At 67.8% G+C, this 22,775-nt stretch carries 22 protein-coding genes and 1 tRNA gene; 11 read left to right on the top strand and 12 right to left on the bottom strand.

Annotation, left to right across the window (positions count from 1 at the left end):
* Positions 1-263: 263 nt before the first annotated feature.
* Together HWX62_RS23340 and HWX62_RS23335 are read right to left on the bottom strand one after the other, a co-directional pair.
* Positions 264-587 carry an AzlD domain-containing protein gene (locus tag HWX62_RS23340; protein WP_059511805.1) on the bottom strand — a complete coding sequence of 108 codons (324 nt, stop codon included), beginning with the start codon at positions 585-587 and terminating at the stop codon, positions 264-266.
* The gene (locus tag HWX62_RS23335; protein WP_175927726.1) at positions 584-1,339 is read right to left on the bottom strand and encodes an AzlC family ABC transporter permease; all 756 of its coding nucleotides are present in this window, start codon (positions 1,337-1,339) and stop codon (positions 584-586) included. The genes HWX62_RS23340 and HWX62_RS23335 overlap by 4 nt, the downstream gene beginning before the upstream one ends.
* A 207-nt stretch (positions 1,340-1,546) precedes the next feature.
* Between HWX62_RS23335 and HWX62_RS23330 the strand changes: the two genes are divergently transcribed.
* From HWX62_RS23330 to HWX62_RS23305, 6 genes are all read left to right on the top strand, one after another.
* A complete protein-coding gene (locus tag HWX62_RS23330; protein ID WP_074802239.1) occupies positions 1,547-2,470 on the top strand; it encodes a branched-chain amino acid transaminase in 924 nt (307 codons plus the stop codon).
* 50 nt (positions 2,471-2,520) lie between these two features.
* Positions 2,521-2,715 carry a zinc-finger domain-containing protein gene (locus HWX62_RS23325; protein ID WP_175927727.1) on the top strand — a complete coding sequence of 65 codons (195 nt, stop codon included), beginning with the start codon at positions 2,521-2,523 and terminating at the stop codon, positions 2,713-2,715.
* Positions 2,716-2,855: 140 nt separating this feature from the next.
* On the top strand, positions 2,856-3,893 hold the full coding sequence (gene waaF / locus HWX62_RS23320) for a lipopolysaccharide heptosyltransferase II (RefSeq protein ID WP_175927728.1): 1,038 nt from the start codon (positions 2,856-2,858) through the stop codon (positions 3,891-3,893).
* 115 nt (positions 3,894-4,008) lie between these two features.
* Positions 4,009-4,455 carry a nuclear transport factor 2 family protein gene (locus HWX62_RS23315; protein ID WP_006477934.1) on the top strand — a complete coding sequence of 149 codons (447 nt, stop codon included), beginning with the start codon at positions 4,009-4,011 and terminating at the stop codon, positions 4,453-4,455.
* Positions 4,456-4,488: 33 nt separating this feature from the next.
* Positions 4,489-5,526 carry a hydrolase gene (locus HWX62_RS23310; RefSeq protein ID WP_175927729.1) on the top strand — a complete coding sequence of 346 codons (1,038 nt, stop codon included), beginning with the start codon at positions 4,489-4,491 and terminating at the stop codon, positions 5,524-5,526.
* Positions 5,519-6,106 (top strand): DUF2946 family protein, encoded by a 588-nt coding sequence (locus tag HWX62_RS23305; RefSeq protein WP_175927730.1) that lies wholly within the window; start codon positions 5,519-5,521, stop codon positions 6,104-6,106. Before HWX62_RS23310 ends, HWX62_RS23305 begins: the two co-directional genes overlap by 8 nt.
* Positions 6,107-6,129: 23 nt before the next feature.
* On the opposite strand, the gene HWX62_RS23300 is transcribed toward HWX62_RS23305, so the two are convergent.
* Complete coding sequence (locus tag HWX62_RS23300; RefSeq protein ID WP_175927731.1) at positions 6,130-7,824, bottom strand: M48 family metalloprotease; 1,695 nt, start codon at positions 7,822-7,824, stop codon at positions 6,130-6,132.
* A gap of 269 nt (positions 7,825-8,093) precedes the next feature.
* Between HWX62_RS23300 and moaC the strand changes: the two genes are divergently transcribed.
* Positions 8,094-8,582: a cyclic pyranopterin monophosphate synthase MoaC gene (gene moaC, locus HWX62_RS23295; RefSeq protein ID WP_050014564.1), complete on the top strand. Its 489-nt coding sequence runs from the start codon at positions 8,094-8,096 to the stop codon at positions 8,580-8,582.
* A 379-nt stretch (positions 8,583-8,961) separates the two neighbouring features.
* Here the strand turns inward: moaC and HWX62_RS23290 are convergent, their stop codons facing one another.
* The 9 genes from HWX62_RS23290 to recA form a co-directional block, all read right to left on the bottom strand.
* Entirely contained in the window at positions 8,962-9,312 is a 351-nt protein-coding gene (locus HWX62_RS23290) for a TonB family protein (RefSeq protein WP_175927732.1), read from the bottom strand.
* A 450-nt stretch (positions 9,313-9,762) separates the two neighbouring features.
* Entirely contained in the window at positions 9,763-11,541 is a 1,779-nt protein-coding gene (locus HWX62_RS23285; RefSeq protein ID WP_175927733.1) for a Wzy polymerase domain-containing protein, read from the bottom strand.
* Positions 11,542-11,696: 155 nt separating this feature from the next.
* Entirely contained in the window at positions 11,697-12,293 is a 597-nt protein-coding gene (locus HWX62_RS23280; protein ID WP_175927734.1) for a pilin, read from the bottom strand.
* Between the two features lie 95 nt (positions 12,294-12,388).
* Positions 12,389-13,093, bottom strand: a complete 705-nt coding sequence (locus HWX62_RS23275; RefSeq protein ID WP_175927735.1) for a TerC family protein — start codon at positions 13,091-13,093, stop codon at positions 12,389-12,391.
* Positions 13,094-13,246: 153 nt separating this feature from the next.
* A complete protein-coding gene (sucD, locus tag HWX62_RS23270) occupies positions 13,247-14,128 on the bottom strand; it encodes a succinate--CoA ligase subunit alpha (protein ID WP_006477916.1) in 882 nt (293 codons plus the stop codon).
* A 69-nt stretch (positions 14,129-14,197) separates the two neighbouring features.
* A complete protein-coding gene (gene sucC, locus HWX62_RS23265) occupies positions 14,198-15,364 on the bottom strand; it encodes an ADP-forming succinate--CoA ligase subunit beta (RefSeq protein ID WP_006477915.1) in 1,167 nt (388 codons plus the stop codon).
* 68 nt (positions 15,365-15,432) lie between these two features.
* Positions 15,433-16,041: a DUF2889 domain-containing protein gene (locus tag HWX62_RS23260; protein ID WP_175927736.1), complete on the bottom strand. Its 609-nt coding sequence runs from the start codon at positions 16,039-16,041 to the stop codon at positions 15,433-15,435.
* 146 nt (positions 16,042-16,187) lie between these two features.
* Positions 16,188-17,054 (bottom strand): recombination regulator RecX, encoded by an 867-nt coding sequence (gene recX, locus HWX62_RS23255; RefSeq protein WP_175927737.1) that lies wholly within the window; start codon positions 17,052-17,054, stop codon positions 16,188-16,190.
* Positions 17,054-18,124: a recombinase RecA gene (recA, locus tag HWX62_RS23250; RefSeq protein WP_040141800.1), complete on the bottom strand. Its 1,071-nt coding sequence runs from the start codon at positions 18,122-18,124 to the stop codon at positions 17,054-17,056. The genes recX and recA overlap by 1 nt, the downstream gene beginning before the upstream one ends.
* A 187-nt stretch (positions 18,125-18,311) precedes the next feature.
* Between recA and HWX62_RS23245 the strand changes: the two genes are divergently transcribed.
* The 4 genes from HWX62_RS23245 to HWX62_RS23230 all read left to right on the top strand — a co-directional run bounded on the left by HWX62_RS23245 (position 18,312) and on the right by HWX62_RS23230 (position 22,727).
* Entirely contained in the window at positions 18,312-19,040 is a 729-nt protein-coding gene (locus tag HWX62_RS23245; RefSeq protein ID WP_175927738.1) for a response regulator transcription factor, read from the top strand.
* A 17-nt stretch (positions 19,041-19,057) separates the two neighbouring features.
* Positions 19,058-20,605 carry a sensor histidine kinase gene (locus HWX62_RS23240; protein ID WP_175927739.1) on the top strand — a complete coding sequence of 516 codons (1,548 nt, stop codon included), beginning with the start codon at positions 19,058-19,060 and terminating at the stop codon, positions 20,603-20,605.
* 227 nt (positions 20,606-20,832) lie between these two features.
* Positions 20,833-22,491, top strand: a complete 1,659-nt coding sequence (locus HWX62_RS23235) for an MFS transporter (RefSeq protein ID WP_175927740.1) — start codon at positions 20,833-20,835, stop codon at positions 22,489-22,491.
* Between the two features lie 159 nt (positions 22,492-22,650).
* Positions 22,651-22,727, top strand: a tRNA-Met gene (locus HWX62_RS23230).
* Positions 22,728-22,775 lie beyond the last annotated feature (48 nt).

Below are 22,775 nucleotides of genomic sequence, written 5' to 3'. Positions count from 1 at the left end.
AGTGGATGGGGAAAGGGGGTTCACGCTGGACGTGCGCGGGCTGCCGCGAAAGGGCGCCGGATGCGGCCGTGGCTGGCGGTTCGCATGGCGCGCACGGGTAAAAAATCTCGAACGGGCATTCTAGCCGATCCACCCGGCAGACTGACCCGTGCGGCGGCGAATTCCGCCTATTTGGGATCGCGCGGGGAAACCGATGCGTTGCCGCAATGCAGCAATCCGCACGCGCAGGCGCGCGGCGCCGGCCGGGCCTGAACGGCGGCCCATCAGAAGATCAGGCGCAGGACGGTGAACACGAGCATCCCGACGACGATCGTGCCGAGCATGCTGCGCCGCCACAAAAACCAGCCGAGGCCGGCGAGCGCCGCGTAGAACGGATGATTGGACAGCGCGAACGACAGCCCGGCCGGCGTTTCGAGCACGTCGGGCAGCACGACGGCGACGAGCGCGGCGGCCGGCGCGTAGCGCAGCGCGCGCTGCGCGCGTTCGGGCAGCACGGTGCGCTCGCCGCCGATCAGGAACAGCGCGCGCGTGACGGCCGTGACGATCGTCATCCCGACGATGACGATCCAGATCTCCGTCGCGCTCATTCGATCTCCTTTTCGTGCACGGTTTCGGTACGGATGCGCCGCCAGTCGGCCCGCTCGACGAAGAAGTCGGCCGTGCAGCCGGCCGCGAGCGCGGCGAGCACCGCGAGCGGCAGCGCGAGCCGGTACGGCAGGTCGAACGCGACGAGCGACACGATCCCGGCGACCGCGACGGCCGCGAGCGTCGAGCGGTTCGCGACCGCCGACACCATGATCGGGATCAGCGCGAGCGTGCCGGCCAGCTCCAGCCCCCAGCTCGCCGGAAAGAAGCTCGCGAGCAGGATGCCGGCGAGCGACGACACCTGCCATGACGCCCAGCTCGCGAGCGCCATCCCCCAGAAATACGCTTCCTTGCCCGGCACGCGGCCGTACGCGAAGCCTTGCTTCTGGAACAGCAGGTAGATCACGTCGCCGTTGAAATAGCCGATCGCGAGGCGCCGCCACAGCGGCAGGTAGGAAAAATGAGGCGCCAGCCCGGCGCTGAAGATCACGAAGCGCAGGTTGACCATCGCGGCCGTGAGCAGCACGGTCCAGATCGGCAGCTTCGCCGCGAGGAGCGGCAGCACCGCGAGCTGCGACGAGCCCGCGTAGACGAACAGCGACATCGCGCTCGCCTGCCCGAGCGTCATCACGGACTTGCTCATCGCGATGCCGGTGACGAGCCCCCACGACAGGATCGCCATCAGTGTCGGGGAATAGTCGCGCGCGCCCTGGATCAGCGCGAAGCGGTCGGTGGCGGACAATCGAGCGAGCATCGGAAAGCGGGCCGCAGCGGGCGGTTCGTCGGGACGCCGGCGCCTCCTGCCGGTGCGACCCATCGTTATTGGAATCGGTACCGGACGATTATAGCGCCGGCCCCGTGCCGTCCGACCGGATCGCCGCCAAATGACGCTAAAATAAGCGTCTTTCCGGCTCAACGCTGCACACCACCCGCAGCACATCACCGCTTCCAGGAGAATCGTATGTCAATGGCCGACCGCGACGGCAAGATCTGGATGGACGGCAAGCTGATCGACTGGCGCGACGCCAAGATCCACGTCCTGACCCACACGCTGCACTACGGCATGGGCGTCTTCGAGGGCGTGCGCGCGTACAAGACGGCCGACGGCGGCACCGCGATCTTCCGCCTGCGCGAGCACACCAAACGTCTGCTGAATTCGGCGAAGATCTTCCAGATGGACGTGCCGTTCGACCGGGAAACGCTCGAAGCCGCGCAACTCGCGGTCGTGCGCGAGAACCGGCTCGAGTCGTGCTACCTGCGCCCGATCATCTGGGTCGGCTCGGAAAAGCTCGGCGTGGCCGCGAAGGGCAACACGATCCACGTCGCGATCGCCGCGTGGCCGTGGGGCGCGTACCTCGGCGAGGACGGCCTCGCGAAGGGCATCCGCGTGAAGACGTCGTCGTTCACGCGCCACCACGTGAACGTGTCGATGGTGCGCGCGAAGGCGTCGGGCTGGTACGTGAACTCGATCCTCGCGAACCAGGAAGCGACGGCCGACGGCTACGACGAAGCGCTGCTGCTCGACGTCGACGGCTACGTGTCCGAAGGCTCCGGCGAGAACTTCTTCCTCGTGAACAACGGCAAGCTGTACACGCCCGACCTGTCGTCGTGCCTCGACGGCATCACGCGCGACACGGTCATCACGCTCGCGAAGGACGCCGGCATCGACGTGATCGAGAAACGCATCACGCGCGACGAGGTCTACACGGCCGACGAAGCATTCTTCACCGGCACGGCCGCCGAAGTCACGCCGATCCGCGAGCTCGACAACCGCACGATCGGCAGCGGCGCGCGCGGCCCCGTCACGGAAAAGCTCCAGTCGGCGTTTTTCGATATCGTGTCGGGCAAGAACGCGAAGTACGCGCACTGGCTGACGAAGGTCTGAGCGCGCCGCGCCCCGACCGCCCCACACAAGAGTGATAAAGAGAAAGTCTCATGAGTGAAATCAAGGAAATGCCGCTGGTCGAGCTGTCGGCCAAGGATCTTCCCGCCTACTGCCCGAACCCGGCCATGACGCGCTGGAACGCACACCCGCGCGTCTTCATCGACGTATCGCACGGCGAGGCGCGCTGCCCGTACTGCGGCACGCGCTACAAGCTGCGCGACGGCGAGGTCGTCAAGGGCCACTGAGCCCCGGCGGCCGGGCCTGATGGCCCGCCGACCCGCAAGGCGGCGCAGCCGGAGGCCCGGCGCGCCGCCCTTCCCCATTCTGGCAACCCGAACGCGGCGCCCGAGCGCCGTGCTTCATTACGACATCGGAAGTCGACCTGATGCGTCGAGCGCTGGTTATCGCACCGAACTGGATCGGTGACGCATTGATGGCGCAGCCGCTTTTTGCGCTGCTGAAGAAACTCCATCCCCGCATCGCGATCGATGCCGTCGCACCCACGTGGGTCGCGCCCGTGCTCGAGCGGATGCCCGAGATCCACGATGTCTACGCGACCGATCTCGCGCACGGCAAGCTGCAGCTGCTGCGCCGCTGGCAGCTCGCGAGCGACCTGCGCGACGTCGGCTACGATGCGGCGTACGTGCTGCCGAATTCGCTGAAGTCCGCCGTGATTCCGTGGCTCGCGAACATTCCGCTGCGGATCGGCTATACGGGCGAGCACCGCTACGGGCTGCTGAACGTGCGGCACGCGAACCCCGACAAGTCGGGCGAGCGGCCGCCGATGACGACGCACTACGCGGCGCTTGCGTATGCGCCGGGCGCGAAGCTGCCCGAGTCGATGAAAACCCTGCCCGCGCCGCGCCTCGATGCCGACCTGAACGAGACGGCGCGCGTGTCCGCGCGTTTCAATCTCGATACGCGCAAGCCGCTCGTCGTGTTCTGCCCGGGCGCCGAATACGGCCCGGCCAAGCGCTGGCCACCCGAGCACTTCGCGTCGCTCGCGACCATCGTGCACCAGTCGTTCCCGTACACGCAGATCGTCGCGCTCGGCTCGCAGAAGGATGCCGCGGCCGCGCAGGCGATCGCCGACCATGCGCCGAACGTGCACAACCTGTGCGGGCAGACGTCGTTGTCCGAGGCGTGCGCGCTGATTGCGCGCGCGAACGCGGTCGTCACCAACGATTCCGGGCTGATGCACGTCGCCGCCGCGTTGCGCCGGCCGCTCGTCGCGTTGTACGGATCGACCGATCCGCGCCACACCCCTCCGCTGTCGGACCTGGCGAAGGTACAATGGCTGCATCTCGAATGCAGTCCCTGCTTCGAACGCGAGTGCCCGCTCGGCCACCTGAAATGCCTGCGCGAACTCGGTCCCGAGCAGGTATTCGGCGATTTGCGCGGCATGCTCGTCGGGCAGCGCTGACCCTGACCGGCAGCGTCGCACGGCGCGCCGGGCAATCCGATTCACCGGTGTGCGGCGGCTCGATCCGGGCCGCCGTGCTGAATACGGCGCGCGACGCGCGCGAGAGACAACCCCGATGCCACGTTTTGCCCGCCTGTTCGAAGCTGCTGCCGATACGCTGAACGCCTACTACCAGGCCGTCGCGGATGCCAATCTCGACGCGCTGCTGGCGCTGTGGATCGACGAGGATTTCGCCAGCTGCGTGTGGGCGGACGGCGAGCATCTGCACGGCCTCGACCAGATTCGCGGCGGGCTCGCCAACCGGCTCGCGACGCGCCCGGTCACGATCGAGCCGCTCGACATCCGCGTGTACGACAGCCTCGGCACGGTCGTCTATACGATCGCCGAAGCGCATCAGCAGGCCGACCTGACGGCCGAACCCGACATGGTTTTCGCGACGTACGTGATGATCCACGAACGCGGCGAGTGGCGCATCGCGCACATCCACGCGAGCCCGATTCCTGAACAGGCGGCCGGACAATTCGCCGCGAAGATCCGTCACGGGCAGGGTCCGCTGCACTGACGAAAAACGAAGCAACGCATTAGCGGGGCGATCATGAGTACGGCTTCTCCGCCCACCTCGCCGCTCACCGGGGCCCCGGCCCCCGACGACGATTCATTGCGCTATCGCGCACCGCGCTGGCTGCCCAACAGCCATGTGCAAACCATCGTGCCCGCGCTGTTCGCGCGGCGTCCGGTCGTCGCTTACCGGCGAGAGCGATGGGAAACCCCCGACCACGACTTCATCGATCTCGACTGGGTCGCGCATCTCGACAGCGCGGCGCCGGCCCCCGACGCACCGCTGTTCGTGCTGTTCCACGGCCTCGAAGGCAGCTCCGGCTCGCACTACGCGCTCGCGATGATGGCCGCCGCGCGCGCGAACGGCTGGCACGCGGTCGTCCCGCACTTCCGCAGTTGCAGCGGCGAGATCAACCGCCAGCCGCGCTTCTACCATCTCGCCGACAGCGCCGAAGTCGACTGGATCCTGCGCCGGCTCGCCGCGCAGCATCGCGGGCCGCTCGTCGCGGCCGGCGTGTCGCTCGGCGGCAACGTGCTGCTGCGCTGGCTCGGCGAGCATCGCAGCGACACGTCGATCGTGCGCGCCGCCGCCGCGATCTCGACGCCGATCGACGTGCATGCGGGCGGCCGCGCGCTGTCGCAGGGGTTCGCGATGGTCTACACGCGCAGCTTCCTGAAGACGCTCAAGCGCAAGGCGCTCGCCAAGCTCGACCAGTATCCGGGGCTGTTCGACCGCGAAGCGATGCTGCAGGCCGTGACGATGCGCGACTTCGACGAAGTCGTGACCGCGCCGCTGCACGGTTTCGCGAACGCGGACGACTACTGGACGAAGGCGACCACGCGGCCGCTGCTGCCCGCGATCGACGTGCCGACGCTGATCCTCAACGCCCGCAACGACCCGTTCCTGCCCGAATCGGCGCTGCCGGGGCCGGCCGACGTATCGCCGGCCGTCGAGCTCGACCAGCCCGCGCACGGCGGCCATGCGGGCTTCATGACCGGGCCGTTCCCCGGCCGCCTCGACTGGCTGTCGGCGCGGGTGTTCGGCTATTGCTCGAAATTCGTCGACCATGGATGACATCGTCAGGCAGGCGCTCGCCAAATGGCCGAACGTGCCGCATTGCACCGGCTGGCTGCTGCTCGACCGGCGCGGCACGTGGCGGCTGCGCGACGACGCCGCGCAGGCGGCCGGCGAGCTCGGCTCGCCGATCCGGCATGCCGCGCTGAACGCGTTCATCGGCCGCAACTACGACTGCGACGCGCAGGGCCGGTGGTTCTTCCAGAACGGGCCGCAGCGCGTGTACGTCGAACTCGCCTATACGCCGTGGGTCGTGCGGCTCGCCGAGCGTGACGGGCAGCTTGCGCTCACCGACCAGACCGGCGCCCCGTTCGAACCGGACGCAGCCTGGCTCGACGACGGCGGCGGCGTACTGTTTCGCGAGGCCGGCACACCCCCGCGCATCGCGGCGCTGCACGACCACGACCTCGGGCTGTTCGCCGATCACGCGGATTTCGATGCCGAGCCGCCCGTGCTCCGCTGGCGCGACGGCCGCGCGCTGCCGCTCGGCAGCATCGCGTGCGCCGACGTGCCTGGCCGGTTCGGCTACGTCGCGAGCCCGACGCGCCATGCACGCGACACGGCCGACGGCGGCAACTGACGCGGCGGCCCCCGCGGCGGCCGCTACCCGCGGCCGTTCTTCTCGTCGTCGCGCTCTTCCTTGTAGCGTGCCTCGAATTCCAGCAGCCGCGCACCGATGATCGACTGCTCGTAGAACGACACGTCCTTCGCGTCGCGCGCTTCCTTCAGCTGCCGGATCGCCGACGGCCACGCGCCGTCGAGCGCCAGCTTCTCCGCCAGCGCGCGGCGCCGCGTGAGCACATCGCCCTTGCCGTCGCTCGACTTCGCGAGGTAATCCCACCAGTCCGGCTGTTCGGGGTCGGCCTTCGCCTGCGCCCGGGCGAGCGTCTGCGCTTCGGCGAAGCGGCGTGCGGCGAGCAGCGCCTGCAGGTGCGCGACGATCGCCGCGTGCGATGCCGGCCAGCGGCGCTGGGCAAGTGCGGCCAGCCGTACCGCATCGTCGGCCCTACCCGCGCGGCGCGCGATGTCGGCGGCCAGCACGTCGAGGCTCGGCGAGCTGGTCGCCGGGTCGTCCTCGCGCCGCTCGCGCGCATCGAAGGCGGCACGGGCCGACGCAAGTGCCCTGTCGGCCGCGTCGTACTGGCCGAGCAGCGTGTTCGCGAGCGCGATGCCGTACCAGTTCGCCGCGACGTTCGGCGCCGTGCGATCGTCGATCTCGAGCTGCATCCGCCGCGCCTCGGCCGAGAGGTCGGTCGGCGCGCGGTTCTGCAGGACACGCAGCCGCGCGCGCACGAACCCGTATTCGGCCGACTGGCGCGGCTGCCGGTACGGCGCGCGGCGCGCGCGATCCTCCATGTCGGCGATCCGCTCGCCGGTCAGCGGGTGCGTACGCGCATAGGCCGGCACGCCCGCATCGCCCATCGACGCGCGGTCGAGCCGCTCGAAGAAGCCGGGCATCCCGTACGGGTCGTAGCCGGCGCCCGCGAGCAACTGGAAGCCGACGCGGTCGGCCTCGCGCTCGGCCGACCGCGAGAATCGCAGCTGGTTGTCGACCGCGTACGCCTGCCCGCCCATCGCGATCGCGCTGCCGAGATCGCCGCTGCGCGCGAGCACGCCGGCCAGCACGCCGAGCAGCATCGTCGCGAGCGCCGTGTAGCCGGTCTTCTCGTTCGCGCCGATCATCCGGGCGATGTGCCGCTGCAGCACGTGCCCCATCTCGTGGCCGACCACCGACGCGAGTTCCGACTCCGTCTGAGTCGTCACCACCAGCCCGCTGTTGATCCCGATGAAGCCGCCCGGCATCGAGAACGCGTTGATCTGCGGATCGCGCACCGGGAACAGGTCGAAGTCGGGCGTGTAGCCGCCGATGTAGCGCGCGGCCGCCGCGGCCGCGAGCCGCGCCGCCATCGCGTTCAGGTAGTCGCGCACGAGCCAGTCGTCGAGATAGTCGGGATCGCGCCGCACTTCGCGCATCACGCGCTCGCCGAGCCGGCGCTCGGCCTGCGGCGTCAGCGAACCGCCGGAGCCGTCGCCGAGATCGGGCAGCTCCAGCGCACGCAGCGGCGCGCGCAGGCTCGCGACCGGCGCCGACGCACCGCCCGCGCCCGAGAACCGGCTCTCCGCGCCGCCGTATGTGCCGAACACACCGGTCGCGATGCCGGACGGCACGGTGGAAATCGACGTCGCGCCGCCGGCCGCCGGCTCGAGCGGCGGCGCGGATGCGCTCTGCGCATGGCCGCCCGGCGGCAGCGCGAGCGCCGCCGACAGCGACACGGCAAGCAACTGTTTGACACGCATGGCAGGATGAAAACGACGCCGTCCCGCGCGAGCGGCGCGCATCGCGGCGTTTGGTCTGAATATTCGGGTCATTGTACCGGCGCCGCGACGACTGTCCCGTGCCGCGCGTGCGTCATCTGCGCGTCCGGCAACGCGAACGCCGCTGCTATGATAGGCGCCCGTTGAGACGTTGGATCGGTTCGTCGCGCCGGCATGGGATTCGGTGCCCGGCCGATCGCGAAGCAGGATCGAGGGACGTGCGAGCGCACTCCGTTCCACCAGAGGAAGACATGTCAGGACTCACCCATTTCGACGCTGCCGGCCATGCGCACATGGTCGACGTCGGCGACAAGCAGGAAACGCGGCGCATCGCGATCGCGCGCGGCACGATCCGGATGCTGCCGGCCACGTTCGCGCTGATCCGCGACGGCAAGGCCAAGAAGGGCGACGTGCTCGGGGTCGCGCGCATCGCGGCGATCCAGGGCGCGAAGCGCACGGCCGACCTCATTCCACTGTGCCACCCGCTCGCGCTGACGCGCGTGGCCGTCGACTTCGAGCTCGACGACGCGTTGCCGGGCGTGCATTGCGTTGTGCAGGTCGAGACGTTCGGCCGGACCGGCGTCGAGATGGAGGCGCTGACGGCCGTTCAGGTCGGGCTGCTGACCGTCTACGACATGTGCAAGGCCGTCGATCGCGGGATGGTGATCACCGACGTGAGCGTGCGGGAAAAGCGCGGCGGGAAGTCGGGGGACTGGAAGGCGGAAGACGCGGCAGGTTGAGCGCCCGTCGCGACGCGTCGTGCGCCGATTGCGGGGAAGCGTTGGCCGGAGTGGCTCCCCGATCGAACGACAGACAATCACAAAAACACGCCGCTGGAGGGAAGCGATTCGGTGGCATGCGCGACGCCGCTGCCGTATCTGCGTTCCCAGTGCGCGGCTGGGCCTACGGTGCCCGCTTCCCGGTGATTTGGCGCTGACCGGCAAGTGCGGAGCCGGCGCGATGCACCGATCGACGGAAGCGCCACGGGTTCACGCTGTCCGGGCCGCGCCATGCGGCCGAGCCGGCCGGCCGCGACGCGAAGCCGATCGCGCAGCACCGAACCACGCGCATCGCGACTGCCGGCGGTGACGCACAACGACGCCGACACCCCACACCGCGTCACTGCCCGCGCTGCGGCTCGAACACGAACGGCTGGGTCAGCAGGAACGGATTCGCGGTCGCGCCGGTCTGCACGCAGCTCGCGTGCGTCATCGCTTCGACGGCCGCGCGATCGGCCGCCGCATTGCGGCTGCTCGTCGTCACGGTGACGTTCTGCGCTTCGCCGGACGTCGTCATCAACGCACGCACGAGCACGGTTGCCGGGCGCGTGAGCGGCTTCGCGGTATCCGGATAGACCGCACGCGGAATGTGGCAGGTCAGCTTGCTTTCCTGCGACGACGACAGCATCGCGCAGCCGGAAAACAGCATCGCGACGGCGGGCAGGATCAGATAGGTCGAGCGAATGGCCATGGTCGAATGTCGTTCTTCAGTCCTGTTGGGCACACGTGTCGCGCGCCGGCAGCCTTTCCCGGCCGCATCCCGTGTGTCGCACCGCGCCGCGGCCATCGGACCGGCGCCCCGCTACGGCCGCACGGCCGAGCGATGCCCGGCCGCGATCCTGCTCGGCGGAATGCCCGGATAGCCGGGAATTTTCCGCGTTCGCTCTGGCGACACCCTGCGCCGGCGGGTACGCGAGCGCTTTCGCGCATTGTGCACGTGCCGCCCGGCCAGCGGCGGCGATTTGACAATGATTGACGCGAATCGCCGCTCATCCGGCCGGAATCCGCGCGATCCGCGAGGTAATCGAGATCCGACCGGATTGGCGCGCCACGCGCCGCGTCGTGTTGCGCCGACGTCAACCTGCTTTCATCGCAATCCGGCCAACGCCGGAATGCCCCGTTCCGGCCGGTACTTCCTGGATCAATCCGAATCGTCGTCGTCCGAGTCGTCGCCCTCATCGGCCGGCGCTTCCCCGTACTTCGCGACCACGGCCGCCCGGAACGTCTTCAGCGCCGGTTCCTGGTCGCACAGCTTGTACAACGCGGCCAGTTGTTGCGGCCAGTCCTTCAACTCCTTCGCAAACACGTGCAGACGCGCGACGGTATCGAGCGCGTCGGCTTCGCGGCCGGCCAGCGCCTGCAGCACTGCGTAGCGGCGCAGCACCGTCTCGCCCGGCAGCAGCGCGATCGCGCGCTCGTGCGCGGCGAGCTTGAGCGGCAGGTTGTCCGCCGAAATGGTCAGCAGCGTCGCCGCACCGTAATCGCCCCACGCGCCGAACAGCCGCGACGGCGCATCGCGGTACTGCTCGGCCGGATTGCTGCCGTAATAGAGCACTTCCGCGCGCTGGTAGTCGCGCAGCACGGGCACCGCCGCCAGCACGCCGCCGAACGACAGCACCGCGAACAGCCCGAATGCCGCACGCCCCGGCAGGATGCGCAGCGGCTTCACGTCGAGCAGCCCGATCACGAACATCGCCGGCAGCAGGAAGAACATGTATTGCTGCGGATATTCGACCAGCGCATGCATCAGCAGGATGCCGATCAGCGCGAAGCCGAACACGCGCATGCTCGACTGCGGCGCCCGCACCGCGCGCACGAACCATGTGACGAGCGTGACGACGAGCACGCCGAGCCCGACGAGACCGGACTTCGCGAGCAGGTCGATGAAGATGTCGTGCGAGTTGTTCGCGATCTCGACGCCGCCGAGCGTGCGCACGAGCGCAAACTGGTGCGACGGGAATTCGCCCCAGCCGACGCCGAGCAGCGGATGCTCGCGGAACATCGCGAGCCCGTACTTCCACAGCGCGAGGCGCGGCGCGATCTGCCCTGCGTCGCGCATGCGGTCGGCGGCCGATTCCGCGAGATTCAGGTGATAGTGCACGTTGGCCCAGCGCACCGCGACGTTCACCGCGATGAACGCGGCCGCGAGCACGATCGGTATCAGCCACGCCCGCGCATTGCCCGGCGTGCGGCGCGATTCGACCCACGCCATCCAGAAGCCCGCGACGACCATCACCGCCACCTGCAGCCATGGCCCGCGCGACACCGTCAGCGCGAGACCGACCGACAGCACGATCGACAGCACGAGCCACGCCCATACCGCGAGCCGGCGCGTCTGCACCAGATACAACGCGCCCGCGAGCGCGAAGGCGATGTAGCTGGCCAGATGGTTCGCCTGCGCCATGTTGCCGTACGGACGGCGGTCGACCGCGATGTTGTACACGACGACGAACGGCGAGACGGCCGATTCTAGGTGGAACAACTGCACGATTTGCGTGCCGACCGCGAACACGCCGCCGACGAGCAGCGCACCGGCCATCATCCGCGATACGGTTTCCGCCATGCCGTCGCGCGCGAGCGCGTAGCCGGCCTGCATCGCAACCAGCGCGGCGGCGAGATAGCCGACCGCCAGCCAGTTCATCGACGGCACCTTGAGCGGAATCAGTGCAACCTGCACGATCAGCACCGCCGCAAAGCAGAGCGGTACCGCGAACGCAGCCGGCGCGGCAAACGACTCGGCCGCGCGACCGCTGCGCGCGAGCAGCACGACGGACACGCCCAGCAGCAGATACAGCACCAGCGCGGAAAATTCGGAATAGAAGGTCGGGATCGGGTACGTGTGATTCGTGATCGCGTACGGCACGATCAGGGCGACAGCCAGCGCAACGAGCGACAACGAACGGGAAAAAGTGGAAGGCATGAGCGAACCGGATGTCAGCAACCGGCGCACTATACAAAACTTTCCCCGCTCTGTGCGGGGCCGTCGCGCCGCGAGCCGGCGCAGGACCGCCGCCCCGCCGGCCGAAGCGGCGGCCGGCGGCCGCCCATGCAGCCGCCCTTCTTCTCCGACAAGCCCTACGCGCGGCACTCCGCGGGCGCATATTTCGCGGGCAGCGTCGCGGCGCTACCCGGCAACGGCCCCGCTCCGGGTGCCGGCAGCGACGACGCGTCCTTGCCGGCCGCGAAGCATTCCCACGCAATCGCGCCTGCCTGTATCGTGCCCTTTTTGAGCGGCACGCGTGCGGTGGGCGCATCGGCCTTGTCGGGCGCGGACGGCACGAGCACCAGCGTATTCGTGCCGGCCGCGGCGACGCGGGTGGTGAACGCGACCGTGATCTGGCCGGTCGCGCCGTCGATCGCAACCGATTCGACGTTGCGGGTCGCGGCAGGCGGGCTGTAGCCGCCGTCGAGACTCGCGCCGCTCGCCGCGTTGTCGGCGACCGCGAGCCGCGCCGACGACGCGAGCGCAAGGCCCTCGCCGACGCGCGACCGCGCGAGGTAATCCTGGTACGCGGGAATCGCATAGGCCGCGACGACGCCGACGATCGCCAGCACGATCATCAGTTCGATCAGCGTGAAGCCGGCCGGCCGCCAGCGCGGCGACGGCCGGTTCGCGCGCCGCAGGTCGGCGGCAACGCGACGGAACAGGGAAACGGAAAAGGCTTCGAACATGACAGGCTCCGGAAACGAAAAACGCCTGCCGATACAGGCAGGCGTCTCGATCGTAGCCAGCGGGCCGCGCAGGCGGCAGTCGGCCGGATGGCCAGTCAGTGCGCGTGCGGCACGCTTCGGCGTTTCCTGAGCGCGTAACCGATCGCGACGACGAACAGCGCGCCGGCGATGCTCGCGCCGTAGAGCGCCGGCGGCGTATCGAGCACCGGCCAGCGGTCGCCGACCGGGTCGTTCACGATCAGCCCGCCCGCTATCCAGCCGAGCAGCCCCGCGCCGAACGCCACGACGACCGGAAAACGGTCGAGCAGCTTCAGCACCAGCGTGCTGCCCCACACGATGATCGGCACGCTGACGACGAGCCCGAAGATCACGAGCGCGATCCGGTGCGCCGGATCGGCCTGCTCGGCCGCGCCGGCGATCGCGATCACGTTGTCGAGGCTCATGACCGCATCGGCGATCACGATCGTCTTCACGGCATCCCACAGCCGGTCGGCCGGTTTGATGTTGTCGTGCGCATCGGCGGCCGGCGCCATCAGCTTGATGCCGATCCACAGCAGCAGCAGCCCGCCGCCGAGCTTCAGGAACGGCACGTCGAGCAGCGCGACCGCGAACGTGATCAGCGCGACCCGCAGCAGGATCGCCCCCGCCGTGCCCCAGACGACGCCGCGCAGCCGCTGGTTCGCCGGCAGGTTGCGGCACGCGAGCGCGATCACGACCGCGTTGTCGCCGCCGAGCAGGATATCGATGATGACGATCTGGAGAATCGCGCCCCAGTGCAGCGAGGTCAGGAATTCGAGCATGGCGGTGAGGAAAGGACAACGGCCGCCTCGCGGGCGACCCGGTTCATCGCCGGCACATGCAGGACGCATGCCCGGTGCTTACGAATTCATTGCACGAGCATAACAAAAAACGCCGGCGAAGCCGGCGTTTTCTGCAGGACGAGCCCGGAAATATTACAGCGCCTTCTTCAGCAGACGGCCCATTTCCGACGGGTTGCGCGTGACGGTGATGCCGCACGCTTCCATGATTTCCAGCTTCGCTTCGGCCGTATCCGCACCGCCCGAGATCAGCGCGCCGGCGTGGCCCATGCGCTTGCCCGGAGGCGCCGTGACGCCCGCGATGAAGCCGACGACCGGCTTCTTCATGTTGTCCTTGATCCACTCTGCCGCGTTGGCTTCGTCCGGACCGCCGATTTCGCCGATCATCACGACCGCATCCGTATCCGGATCGTCGTTGAACATCTTCATCACGTCGATGTGCTTCAGACCGTTGATCGGGTCGCCGCCGATACCGACTGCCGACGACTGGCCGAGGCCGAGTGCCGTCAGTTGGGCAACCGCTTCGTACGTCAGCGTGCCCGAACGCGACACGACGCCGATGCGGCCCTTGCGGTGGATGTGACCCGGCATGATGCCGATCTTCAGCTCGTCCGGCGTGATCGTGCCCGGGCAGTTCGGCCCGAGCAGCAGCGTCTTGCGGCCTTCGCGACGCATGCGGTCCTTCACTTCGATCATGTCGCGCACGGGGATGCCTTCCGTGATGCAGATCGCGAGATCCAGATCGGCTTCGACCGCTTCCCAGATCGCAGCAGCAGCCCCTGCCGGCGGCACGTAGATGACCGACACGGTCGCGCCGGTTTCGGCCTTCGCTTCCTTGACGCTCGCGTAGATCGGAATGCCTTCGAAATCTTCGCCGGCCTTCTTCGGGTTCACGCCCGCGACGAATGCTTCGCGGCCGTTTGCGTATTCACGGCAGGCGCGCGTATGGAACTGACCGGTCTTGCCGGTGATGCCCTGCGTGATGACCTTCGTGTCCTTGTTGATCAGAATCGACATGTATTTTGACCTCTGTTCGATTGGCGTCGCGTGCAAACCGCGCCGCCATACGTGTTCATGAGCGCGTGCTTACTTGCCTGCGGCAGCCGCGACGACCTTCTGCGCGGCTTCTTCCATGCTGTCCGCCGAGATGATCGGCAGGCCCGAATCGGCCAGCATCTTCTTGCCGAGGTCCTCGTTCGTGCCCTTCATGCGCACGACGAGCGGCACGTTCAGGTTCACGGCCTTCGAACCGGCGATCACGCCTTCCGCGATCACGTCGCAGCGCATGATGCCGCCGAAGATGTTCACGAGGATCGCCTTCAGATCCGGATTCTTCAGCATCAGCTTGAACGCTTCCGTGACCTTCTCGGTCGTCGCACCGCCGCCGACGTCCAGGAAGTTCGCCGGTTCGCCGCCGAACAGCTTGATGGTATCCATCGTCGCCATCGCGAGGCCCGCGCCGTTCACGAGGCAGCCGATGTTGCCGTCGAGCGAGATGTACGCGAGGTCGAACTTCGACGCTTCGATTTCAGCCGGATCTTCTTCGTCCAGATCGCGGTACGCGACGATTTCCGGGTGGCGGAACAGCGCGTTCGAGTCGAAGTTGAACTTCGCGTCGAGTGCGGTGACCTTGCCGTCGCCGGAGACGTTCAGCGGGTTGATTTCGGCCAGCGATGCGTCGGTTTCCCAGAATGCCTTGTACAGGCCTTGCAGGATCGCGCGCGCTTGCGGAATCGACGCGGCCGGCACGCCGATCTTCGCGGCGAGGTCGTCGGCCTGCGCGTCCAGCAGGCCCGTCGACGGCTCGACGATGACCTTGTGGATCAGTTCCGGATGCTTCTCGGCGACTTCTTCGATGTCCATGCCGCCTTCGCTCGAACCCATCAGCACGATCTTCTGCGAGATGCGGTCGACGACCAGGCTGACGTACAGTTCCTGCTTGATGTCGGCGCCTTCTTCGATCATCAGGCGGTTGACCTTCTGGCCTTCCGGACCCGTCTGGTGCGTGACGAGCTGCATGCCGAGGATCTGGTTCGCGTATTCGCGGACCTGCTCGATCGACTTCGCCACCTTCACGCCGCCGCCCTTGCCACGGCCACCCGCGTGAATCTGAGCCTTCACGACCCAAACCGGGCCGCCGAGCTCTTCCGCCACCTTGACGGCCTCGTCCACCGAGAACGCCGGCTTGCCGCGCGGTACCGCGACGCCGAATTTCCGCAGGATTTCCTTACCCTGGTACTCGTGAATCTTCATGCGTGATTCCCTTCAGTCTGAGAGTTGGATGAAATGTCGCTTGAGACGCTTCTTCGAATGATTTCCGTTCATTCCTTCGTGCTGCCTTCACCGGGCAAATCCGGCCGAATCGGGCCATACCAGCGCGGGTAGTACTGCCGCACGACCTCACCGTCGAAGCGCAGCGCGCGGCAGCGGCCGAGCTGGAAAGGCGGTTCGGCGTGCTCGCCGTCGTGATCCGGCCCTTCGCCGCCCTCCTCGTGCACGTTCCACACGTCACCGGCGAACGCCTGGATCGCTGCGGTCGGCAGCACGGCGCACAATTCGGTGAGATGGGAGCAGCCTGCGACGCCGGCGAGCAGCCGGTTCGCGTTGCGGCGGAAATTGCGGAAGAGGTTGAGCCCGATGAGGGCCCGATAGGCGGGAGAAGCGGATTGACAGTGACCGGGATAGGGAACCCATTCCGAAGACGCTTCGGCGTCGACGACATTGAGGTCACGATCGATGGTCACGCGCAGCCAGAGTTCGTGGATCGGCAGGCCCTGGGGCCGGATGCCCGACGCAAGCGCGACATCGCGCGGCTTGTGGTCGGTCAGGCAGGCTTCGATGTCCCACAAGCCGTCGCCGCGCTCGTAGGCTTCCGCTCGGATTGCGCGTCGATGTCGCAACTGACGGGGCACGGGCTCGGATAGCGGCATGCTGGAGGTTGAGGCCGAAGAGGAAAACCCGTGGATTTTAGCATATTGGGTATTTGAGGCATTCGGCCCCGACGGCGGGTATTCCCGTCTGTCCGGAAACGGTTGCGATGCAACAAAATCGCGCGCCACGCGCGCGACCGGGCGGCTCAGTCGTCGATCGGGAAATCGTCGCCGACCTTCAGCAACTTCACGATGGTCGCGCTCGAGAAGCCGCGCGCGGCCAGGAAGCGCGCCTGCTTCGCACGCTCGGCGGGCGTTTGCGGCAGTGCACCGAATTTCTTGCGCCAGACGGCCTGCGCGCGCGTCCATTCGGTCTCGCGCAATTGCGCGTTCACCTCTTCGACGAGACTGTCGCCGACCGCATGGCGCTTCAGCTCGCTGACGATGCGCGCGACGCCGACACGCGACGCGCGGCGATGCACGAGGCTCTCGGCGAAACGCGCGTCGGACAGCCAGCCTTCCTTTTCCAGCGCGTCGAGCACCGGGTCGACGGCTTCGTCCTCACCGACGTAGGGTGCGAGCTTGCGCGCAAGCTCCGCGCGGCTGTATTCGCGCCTCGACAGATAGCCGAGCGCGCGGCCCTTCAACGATCGTTGCGGCTTCGACGACTTGCGTTCGCCGGCACCCGGAGCATCGCTTGAAGCAGCGCCGTCGGAAGATGCGCCGGCTGCGCGGCGTGTTCGACGCGGATGCTGGCTGCTGCGCGTGTACACATCTTCTGCTGCAGGTGCATCGGCTGCGCGGTCGGCCGGGAAGCGGACACCGGACAGGCGACGGCGGGAGCGATCGTGCGCGTCGAACGACTCATCGTCGTCGAACGGATCGTCCGGTGCGGCAATCTCAAACGAAACGAGGGCATCGTCGGATGCCCTCGTCGCGGTGCGGTGCGCGGCATGACTGCCCGCGCGCCGCCGGTCGGCACCCGAGGATTCGGCTCGCCGGCCGGAGCGACCCGCCGTTTCGGGCGCGTCGCTCGACTCCGGTTCGCCCGCCTGACCTCGGCGCCCGACCATCACTCTTCTTCGTCCATCGCCTCGGCTTCGTCGACTACGCCATCGGGCATCGCGGCGACGCCGAGCGACTCACGAATGCGGTTCTCGATCTCGAGCGCGATTTCCGGATTCTCGCGCAGGAATTCACGCGCGTTGTCCTTGCCCTGACCGATCTTCTCGCCGTTGTAGCTGTACCACGCGCCTGCCTTGTCGACGATCTTCGCCTGCACGCCGAGATCGATGATTTCGCCCTGACGCGAAATGCCTTCGCCGTACAGGATGTCGAAAATCGCTTCGCGGAACGGCGGCGACACCTTGTTCTTGACGACCTTCACGCGGGTTTCGTTGCCGATCACCTCGTCGTTCTTCTTGATCGAGCCGATCCGGCGAATATCGAGACGCACCGACGAGTAGAACTTCAGCGCGTTGCCGCCCGTCGTGGTTTCCGGATTGCCGAACATCACGCCGATCTTCATCCGGATCTGGTTGATGAAGATCACCAGGCAGTTCGTGCGCTTGATCGTACCCGTCAGCTTGCGCAGCGCCTGCGACATCAGGCGAGCCTGCAGACCCGGCAGCGAATCGCCCATCTCGCCTTCGATTTCGGCCTTCGGCACGAGCGCCGCGACCGAGTCGATGACGATCATGTCGATCGAGCCCGAGCGCACCAGCGCGTCGGTGATTTCGAGCGCCTGCTCGCCGGTGTCCGGCTGCGAGATCAGCAGCTCCGGCACGTTCACGCCGAGCTTCGCCGCATATTGGACGTCGAGCGCGTGCTCGGCGTCGATGAACGCTGCGGTGCCGCCCAGCTTCTGCAGCTCGGCGATGACCTGCAGCGTGAGCGTGGTTTTACCGGACGATTCCGGACCGTAGATCTCGACCACCCGGCCGCGCGGCAGGCCGCCGACGCCGAGCGCGATATCGAGACCCAGCGAGCCCGTGGAGACGACCTGGATGTCTTCCTTCGCCTCGCCGTCGCCCATGCGCATGATCGAGCCTTTGCCGAACTGCTTCTCGATCTGCGCGAGCGCGGCCGCCAGCGCCTTGCTCTTCTCGGCGGTCATCCCGGAGCCCTTCTTGCTATCTTCCATGAATCGTCCTTTGCTATGATGAGCAGCGTCTGTTGGAGGCGCGCCCCTTTCAAGCGCTGCCCACGAATGCAGACACTGTATAAAAAAACAGTGTTTTGTGCAAGCCCGCAATGCAGCGCGTCGTGCACGAATAACTTCGGAGACAGCCGCGCCGGCGCGAATGCCCTGCCGGCCATCGGTCAGCACCATGCGAATTCTCATCGCCGAAGACGACAGCATACTCGCGGACGGCCTTACCCGGTCACTCCGCCAGTCGGGCTATGCCGTCGATCACGTGAAGAGCGGCGTCGACGCCGACACCGCACTGTCGATGCAGACTTTCGACCTGCTGATCCTCGATCTCGGGCTGCCGAAAATGTCCGGCCTCGACGTGCTCAAGCGCCTGCGCGCGCGCAATTCCAATCTCCCCGTGCTGATCCTGACCGCCGCCGACAGCGTCGACGAACGCGTGAAGGGGCTCGATCTCGGCGCCGACGACTACATGGCCAAGCCGTTCGCGCTCAACGAGCTCGAGGCGCGCGTGCGCGCGCTGACCCGGCGCGGCGCCGGCGGCGGCCCGACCGTCGTGCGCCACGGCTCGCTCGCGTTCGACCAGGTCGGCCGCATCGCGTATGCGAACGATCGCGTGCTCGATCTCTCCGCGCGCGAACTCGGCCTGCTCGAGGTGCTGCTGCAGCGGATCGGCCGGCTCGTGTCGAAGGAACAGCTCGTCGATCACCTGTGCGAATGGGGCGAGGAAGTCAGCAACAACGCGATCGAGGTCTACGTGCACCGGCTGCGCAAGAAGATCGAGCCGAGCGGCGTGCGGATCTCGACCGTGCGCGGCCTCGGCTATTGCCTCGAGAAGGCCGCACCCGCGGCGCCGGCCGACACGGCGGCGCCCCAGCCCGCGGTGGCCGGCACGCCGCTGCGCTGACGCCGGGCGTCGCCGCGATGGCCACGCCGGCCCATTCCCGCCACCCGACCGGCGCGCCGTCGTCGGCTGCCGACGAGGCGCGCGACGCGCGCTACGAGAATCCGTTCGCCCCGCCCGACGAAACCGAGTCGCCCGAAACGCCGCGCCCGCGCTCGCTGTTCGGCGAAATCCTCGACTGGATGCTCGCGCCGCTGCTGCTGCTGTGGCCGATGAGCATCGCCGTCACCTATCTCGTCGCGAAGACGATCGCGAACAGCCCGTTCGATCGCACGCTCGAGACCAACGCGTACGTGCTCGCGCGGCAGATCCATCCGGTCAACGGCGTCGCCGAGTTGACGCTGCCGGCGCAGACGCGCGACTTCCTGCGCGCGGACAACATCGACAGCGTCTACTTCCAGGTGCTCGGCACGCGCGGCGAGCTGGTTGCGGGCGAAGCCGACATGCCGCTGCCGCGCGACGAGGACCGCCCGCCGCCGGGCGTCGTCGTGTTCCGCGACGACCTGCTGCGCGGCAACGACGTGCGCGTCGCGTATACGACCGTCGCGCTGCCGCAGGCGAGCGGCACGCAGCCGGTGCTCGTGCAGGTCGGCGAGACGCTCGACAAGCGCAACGCGCTCGCGAACGACATCATCAAGGGCGTGATCCTGCCGCAATTCGTGATCCTGCCGCTCGCGATCCTGCTCGTCTGGTTCGGGCTGTCGCGCGGGCTCGCGCCGCTCAACGCGCTGCAGGCGCACATTCGCGCCCGCCGGCCCGACGACCTGTCGCCCGTCGAGGCGCAGCGCGCGCCGCCCGAGATCGAGCCGCTCGTCACGTCGTTCAACGACCTGCTCGCGCGCCTCGAACAGAACATGGCGCTGCAGAAGCGCTTCATCGCCGACGCCGCGCACCAGATGAAGACGCCCCTCGCGGGCCTGCGCACGCAGGCCGAATTCGCGCTGCGCCACCCGGTCCCGCCCGACGTGCAGCGCTCCCTCGAGCAGATCGCGACGAGCTCCGAGCAGGCCGCGCGGCTCGTCACGCAGTTGCTGGCGCTCGCGCGCGCCGAGAACCGCGCGAGCGGGCTGACGTTCGAGCCGGTCGAGATCGGTTCGCTCGCGCGGCGCACGGTGCGCGACTGGGTGCAGGCCGCGCTCGCGAAACGCATGGATCTCGGGTACGAAGGCCCGGACGACGACGCGCGGCTCGACGTCGACGGCAACCCGGTGATGCTGCGCGAGATGCTCGGCAACCTGGTCGACAACGCGATCCGCTACACGCCGGAAGGCGGCCGCATCACCGTGCGCGTGCGGGCCGAGCCGGCGGCGCGGCGCGTGCATCTCGAAGTCGAGGATACCGGCCCCGGCATCCCGGCCGGCGAACGCGAGCGCGTCGTCGAGCGCTTCTACCGGATCCTCGGCCGCGAAGGCGACGGCAGCGGCCTCGGGCTCGCGATCGTGCGCGAGATCGCCACGCAGCACGGCGGCACGCTGACGCTCGACGATCACGTCTATCAGCATGCGCCGCGCCTCGCCGGCACGCTCGTGCGCATCACCCTGCCGCTGACCGGCACCGCCCCGGATTAACCCTGACACGCGCCGCCGCGGCTCGGCGCCGATACGCCGAAACCGGCGCCTTATCCGACGTTCACGCCACGATCGGCGCACGAAGCCGCCGATTCGACACGGGTTAACGCGCAGTCGTTTTGTACGCGCGAGTCAGTGCGCCGTAAGTTTCCGTGCCAATAATCGTCGACAGGCCCGCCCCTCCCAAGGCGGCCGCACATCTATATCAAGGGACTTGGAGACGATTCATGGCAACGTTAGGCGGGCAAATTTCGCACTCGCCGATGACGGGCGAAGAGAAGAAGGTGATCTTCGCGTCGTCGCTCGGCACCGTGTTCGAGTGGTACGACTTTTACCTGGCCGGCTCGCTCGCGGCCTACATCAGCAAGAGCTTCTTCTCCGGCGTCAATCCGACCGCCGCGTTCATCTTCACGCTGCTCGGCTTCGCGGCCGGCTTCGCGGTGCGGCCGTTCGGCGCGATCGTGTTCGGCCGGCTCGGCGACCTCGTCGGCCGCAAGCACACGTTCCTCGTGACGATCGTGATCATGGGCGTGTCGACGTTCGTGGTCGGCTTCCTGCCCGGCTACGCGTCGATCGGCATCGCCGCCCCGGTGATCTTCATCGCGATGCGGCTGCTGCAGGGCCTCGCGCTCGGCGGCGAGTACGGCGGCGCGGCGACCTACGTCGCCGAGCATGCGCCGGCCAACCGGCGCGGCTTCTACACCGCATGGATCCAGACGACGGCCACGCTCGGCCTGTTCCTGTCGCTGCTCGTGATCCTCGGCGTGCGCACGTTCGTCGGCGAGGAAGCGTTCGGCAGCTGGGGCTGGCGCGTGCCGTTCGTCGCGTCGATCCTGCTGCTCGCGGTGTCGGTGTGGATCCGGATGCAGCTGAACGAGTCGCCGGTGTTCCTGCGCATCAAGGCGGAAGGCAAGACGTCGAAGGCGCCGCTGACCGAAGCGTTCGGCCAGTGGAAGAACCTGAAGATCGTGATCCTCGCGCTCGTCGGCCTGACGGCCGGCCAGGCCGTCGTGTGGTACACGGGTCAGTTCTACGCGCTGTTTTTCCTGACGCAGACGCTGAAGGTCGACGGCGCCAGCGCGAACATCCTGATCGCGATTGCGCTCCTGATCGGCACGCCGTTCTTCCTGTTCTTCGGTTCGCTGTCGGACAAGATCGGCCGCAAGCCGATCATCCTGGCGGGCTGCCTGATCGCGGCGCTCACGTACTTCCCGCTGTTCAAGGCGCTCACGCACTACGCGAACCCGCAGCTCGAACTCGCGACGCAGAAGGCGCCGATCACGGTCGTCGCCGATCCGGCCAGCTGCTCGTTCCAGTTCAACCCGGTCGGCACGTCGAAGTTCACCAGCTCGTGCGACATCGCGAAGAGCGCGCTCGCGAAGGCCGGCCTGAACTACGAGAACGTCGCGGCACCGGCCGGCACGCCGGCCCAGATCAAGGTCGGCGACACGGTGATCCAGACCTACGACGGCAAGGCGGCCGACGCGAAGGCGCAGGGCGCGGCGTTCGACAAGACGCTCGCGTCGACGCTGAAGGGGGCCGGCTACCCGGCGAAGGCCGACCCGGCGCAGCTCAACTGGCCGATGACGATCGTGATCCTGACGATCCTCGTGATCTACGTGACGATGGTCTACGGCCCGATCGCCGCGATGCTGGTCGAGATGTTCCCGACGCGGATCCGCTACACGTCGATGTCGCTGCCCTATCACATCGGCAACGGCTGGTTCGGCGGCTTCCTGCCGGCGACCGCGTTCGCGATCGTCGCCGCGAAGGGCGACATCTACTCGGGGCTCTGGTATCCGATCGTGATCGCGCTGGTTACGTTCGTGATCGGCCTGCTGTTCGTCAAGGAGACGAAGGACTCGAACATCTACGCGCAGGATTGATCGCATGCGCGGCGCGGGAGACGGCCGGCGGGCCCATGCGCTCCGGTGACCGGCTCCCGCCCGTCGTGAAGGCCGGCACGGGCCGGCGGCAACTTTTTTCGGGAAAGATGAAAAAAGGTGTTGACAGCCCGGCAGGCGATCGACATAATTCAACTCTTCGGCGAATTAGCTCAGTCGGTTAGAGCGACGGAATCATAATCCGCAGGTCCGGGGTTCGAGTCCCTGATTCGCCACCAAATGCGAAAAGCCGCTGTTTCGGAAGAAACAGCGGCTTTTTTCATTGC

It is taken from the genome of Burkholderia sp. BCC0506 (assembly GCF_902833145.1).
In the GTDB taxonomy this organism is placed as follows: Bacteria; Pseudomonadota; Gammaproteobacteria; order Burkholderiales; family Burkholderiaceae; genus Burkholderia.
Note: the sequence above shows the minus strand (reverse complement) of the source record. Positions and strands in the feature narration are given on the sequence as shown.

Excerpts from the sequence above, each read along its gene's own strand:
- HWX62_RS23235 (WP_175927740.1), top strand. The coding sequence starts at position 20,833 with ATGGCAACGTTAGGCGGGCAAATTTCGCACTCGCCGATGACGGGCGAA.
- waaF (WP_175927728.1), top strand. The coding sequence starts at position 2,856 with ATGCGTCGAGCGCTGGTTATCGCACCGAACTGGATCGGTGACGCATTG.
- HWX62_RS23325 (WP_175927727.1), top strand. The coding sequence starts at position 2,521 with ATGAGTGAAATCAAGGAAATGCCGCTGGTCGAGCTGTCGGCCAAGGAT.
- HWX62_RS23315 (WP_006477934.1), top strand. The coding sequence starts at position 4,009 with ATGCCACGTTTTGCCCGCCTGTTCGAAGCTGCTGCCGATACGCTGAAC.
- HWX62_RS23290 (WP_175927732.1), bottom strand. The coding sequence starts at position 9,312 with ATGGCCATTCGCTCGACCTATCTGATCCTGCCCGCCGTCGCGATGCTG.
- HWX62_RS23305 (WP_175927730.1), top strand. The coding sequence starts at position 5,519 with ATGGATGACATCGTCAGGCAGGCGCTCGCCAAATGGCCGAACGTGCCG.
- moaC (WP_050014564.1), top strand. The coding sequence starts at position 8,094 with ATGTCAGGACTCACCCATTTCGACGCTGCCGGCCATGCGCACATGGTC.
- recA (WP_040141800.1), bottom strand. The coding sequence starts at position 18,124 with ATGGAAGATAGCAAGAAGGGCTCCGGGATGACCGCCGAGAAGAGCAAG.
- sucC (WP_006477915.1), bottom strand. The coding sequence starts at position 15,364 with ATGAAGATTCACGAGTACCAGGGTAAGGAAATCCTGCGGAAATTCGGC.
- HWX62_RS23335 (WP_175927726.1), bottom strand. The coding sequence starts at position 1,339 with ATGCTCGCTCGATTGTCCGCCACCGACCGCTTCGCGCTGATCCAGGGC.
- HWX62_RS23240 (WP_175927739.1), top strand. The coding sequence starts at position 19,058 with ATGGCCACGCCGGCCCATTCCCGCCACCCGACCGGCGCGCCGTCGTCG.
- HWX62_RS23260 (WP_175927736.1), bottom strand. The coding sequence starts at position 16,041 with ATGCCGCTATCCGAGCCCGTGCCCCGTCAGTTGCGACATCGACGCGCA.
- HWX62_RS23280 (WP_175927734.1), bottom strand. The coding sequence starts at position 12,293 with ATGTTCGAAGCCTTTTCCGTTTCCCTGTTCCGTCGCGTTGCCGCCGAC.
- sucD (WP_006477916.1), bottom strand. The coding sequence starts at position 14,128 with ATGTCGATTCTGATCAACAAGGACACGAAGGTCATCACGCAGGGCATC.
- HWX62_RS23245 (WP_175927738.1), top strand. The coding sequence starts at position 18,312 with ATGCGAATTCTCATCGCCGAAGACGACAGCATACTCGCGGACGGCCTT.
- HWX62_RS23300 (WP_175927731.1), bottom strand. The coding sequence starts at position 7,824 with ATGCGTGTCAAACAGTTGCTTGCCGTGTCGCTGTCGGCGGCGCTCGCG.
- HWX62_RS23340 (WP_059511805.1), bottom strand. The coding sequence starts at position 587 with ATGAGCGCGACGGAGATCTGGATCGTCATCGTCGGGATGACGATCGTC.
- HWX62_RS23285 (WP_175927733.1), bottom strand. The coding sequence starts at position 11,541 with ATGCCTTCCACTTTTTCCCGTTCGTTGTCGCTCGTTGCGCTGGCTGTC.
- HWX62_RS23310 (WP_175927729.1), top strand. The coding sequence starts at position 4,489 with ATGAGTACGGCTTCTCCGCCCACCTCGCCGCTCACCGGGGCCCCGGCC.
- recX (WP_175927737.1), bottom strand. The coding sequence starts at position 17,054 with ATGGTCGGGCGCCGAGGTCAGGCGGGCGAACCGGAGTCGAGCGACGCG.
- HWX62_RS23330 (WP_074802239.1), top strand. The coding sequence starts at position 1,547 with ATGTCAATGGCCGACCGCGACGGCAAGATCTGGATGGACGGCAAGCTG.
- HWX62_RS23275 (WP_175927735.1), bottom strand. The coding sequence starts at position 13,093 with ATGCTCGAATTCCTGACCTCGCTGCACTGGGGCGCGATTCTCCAGATC.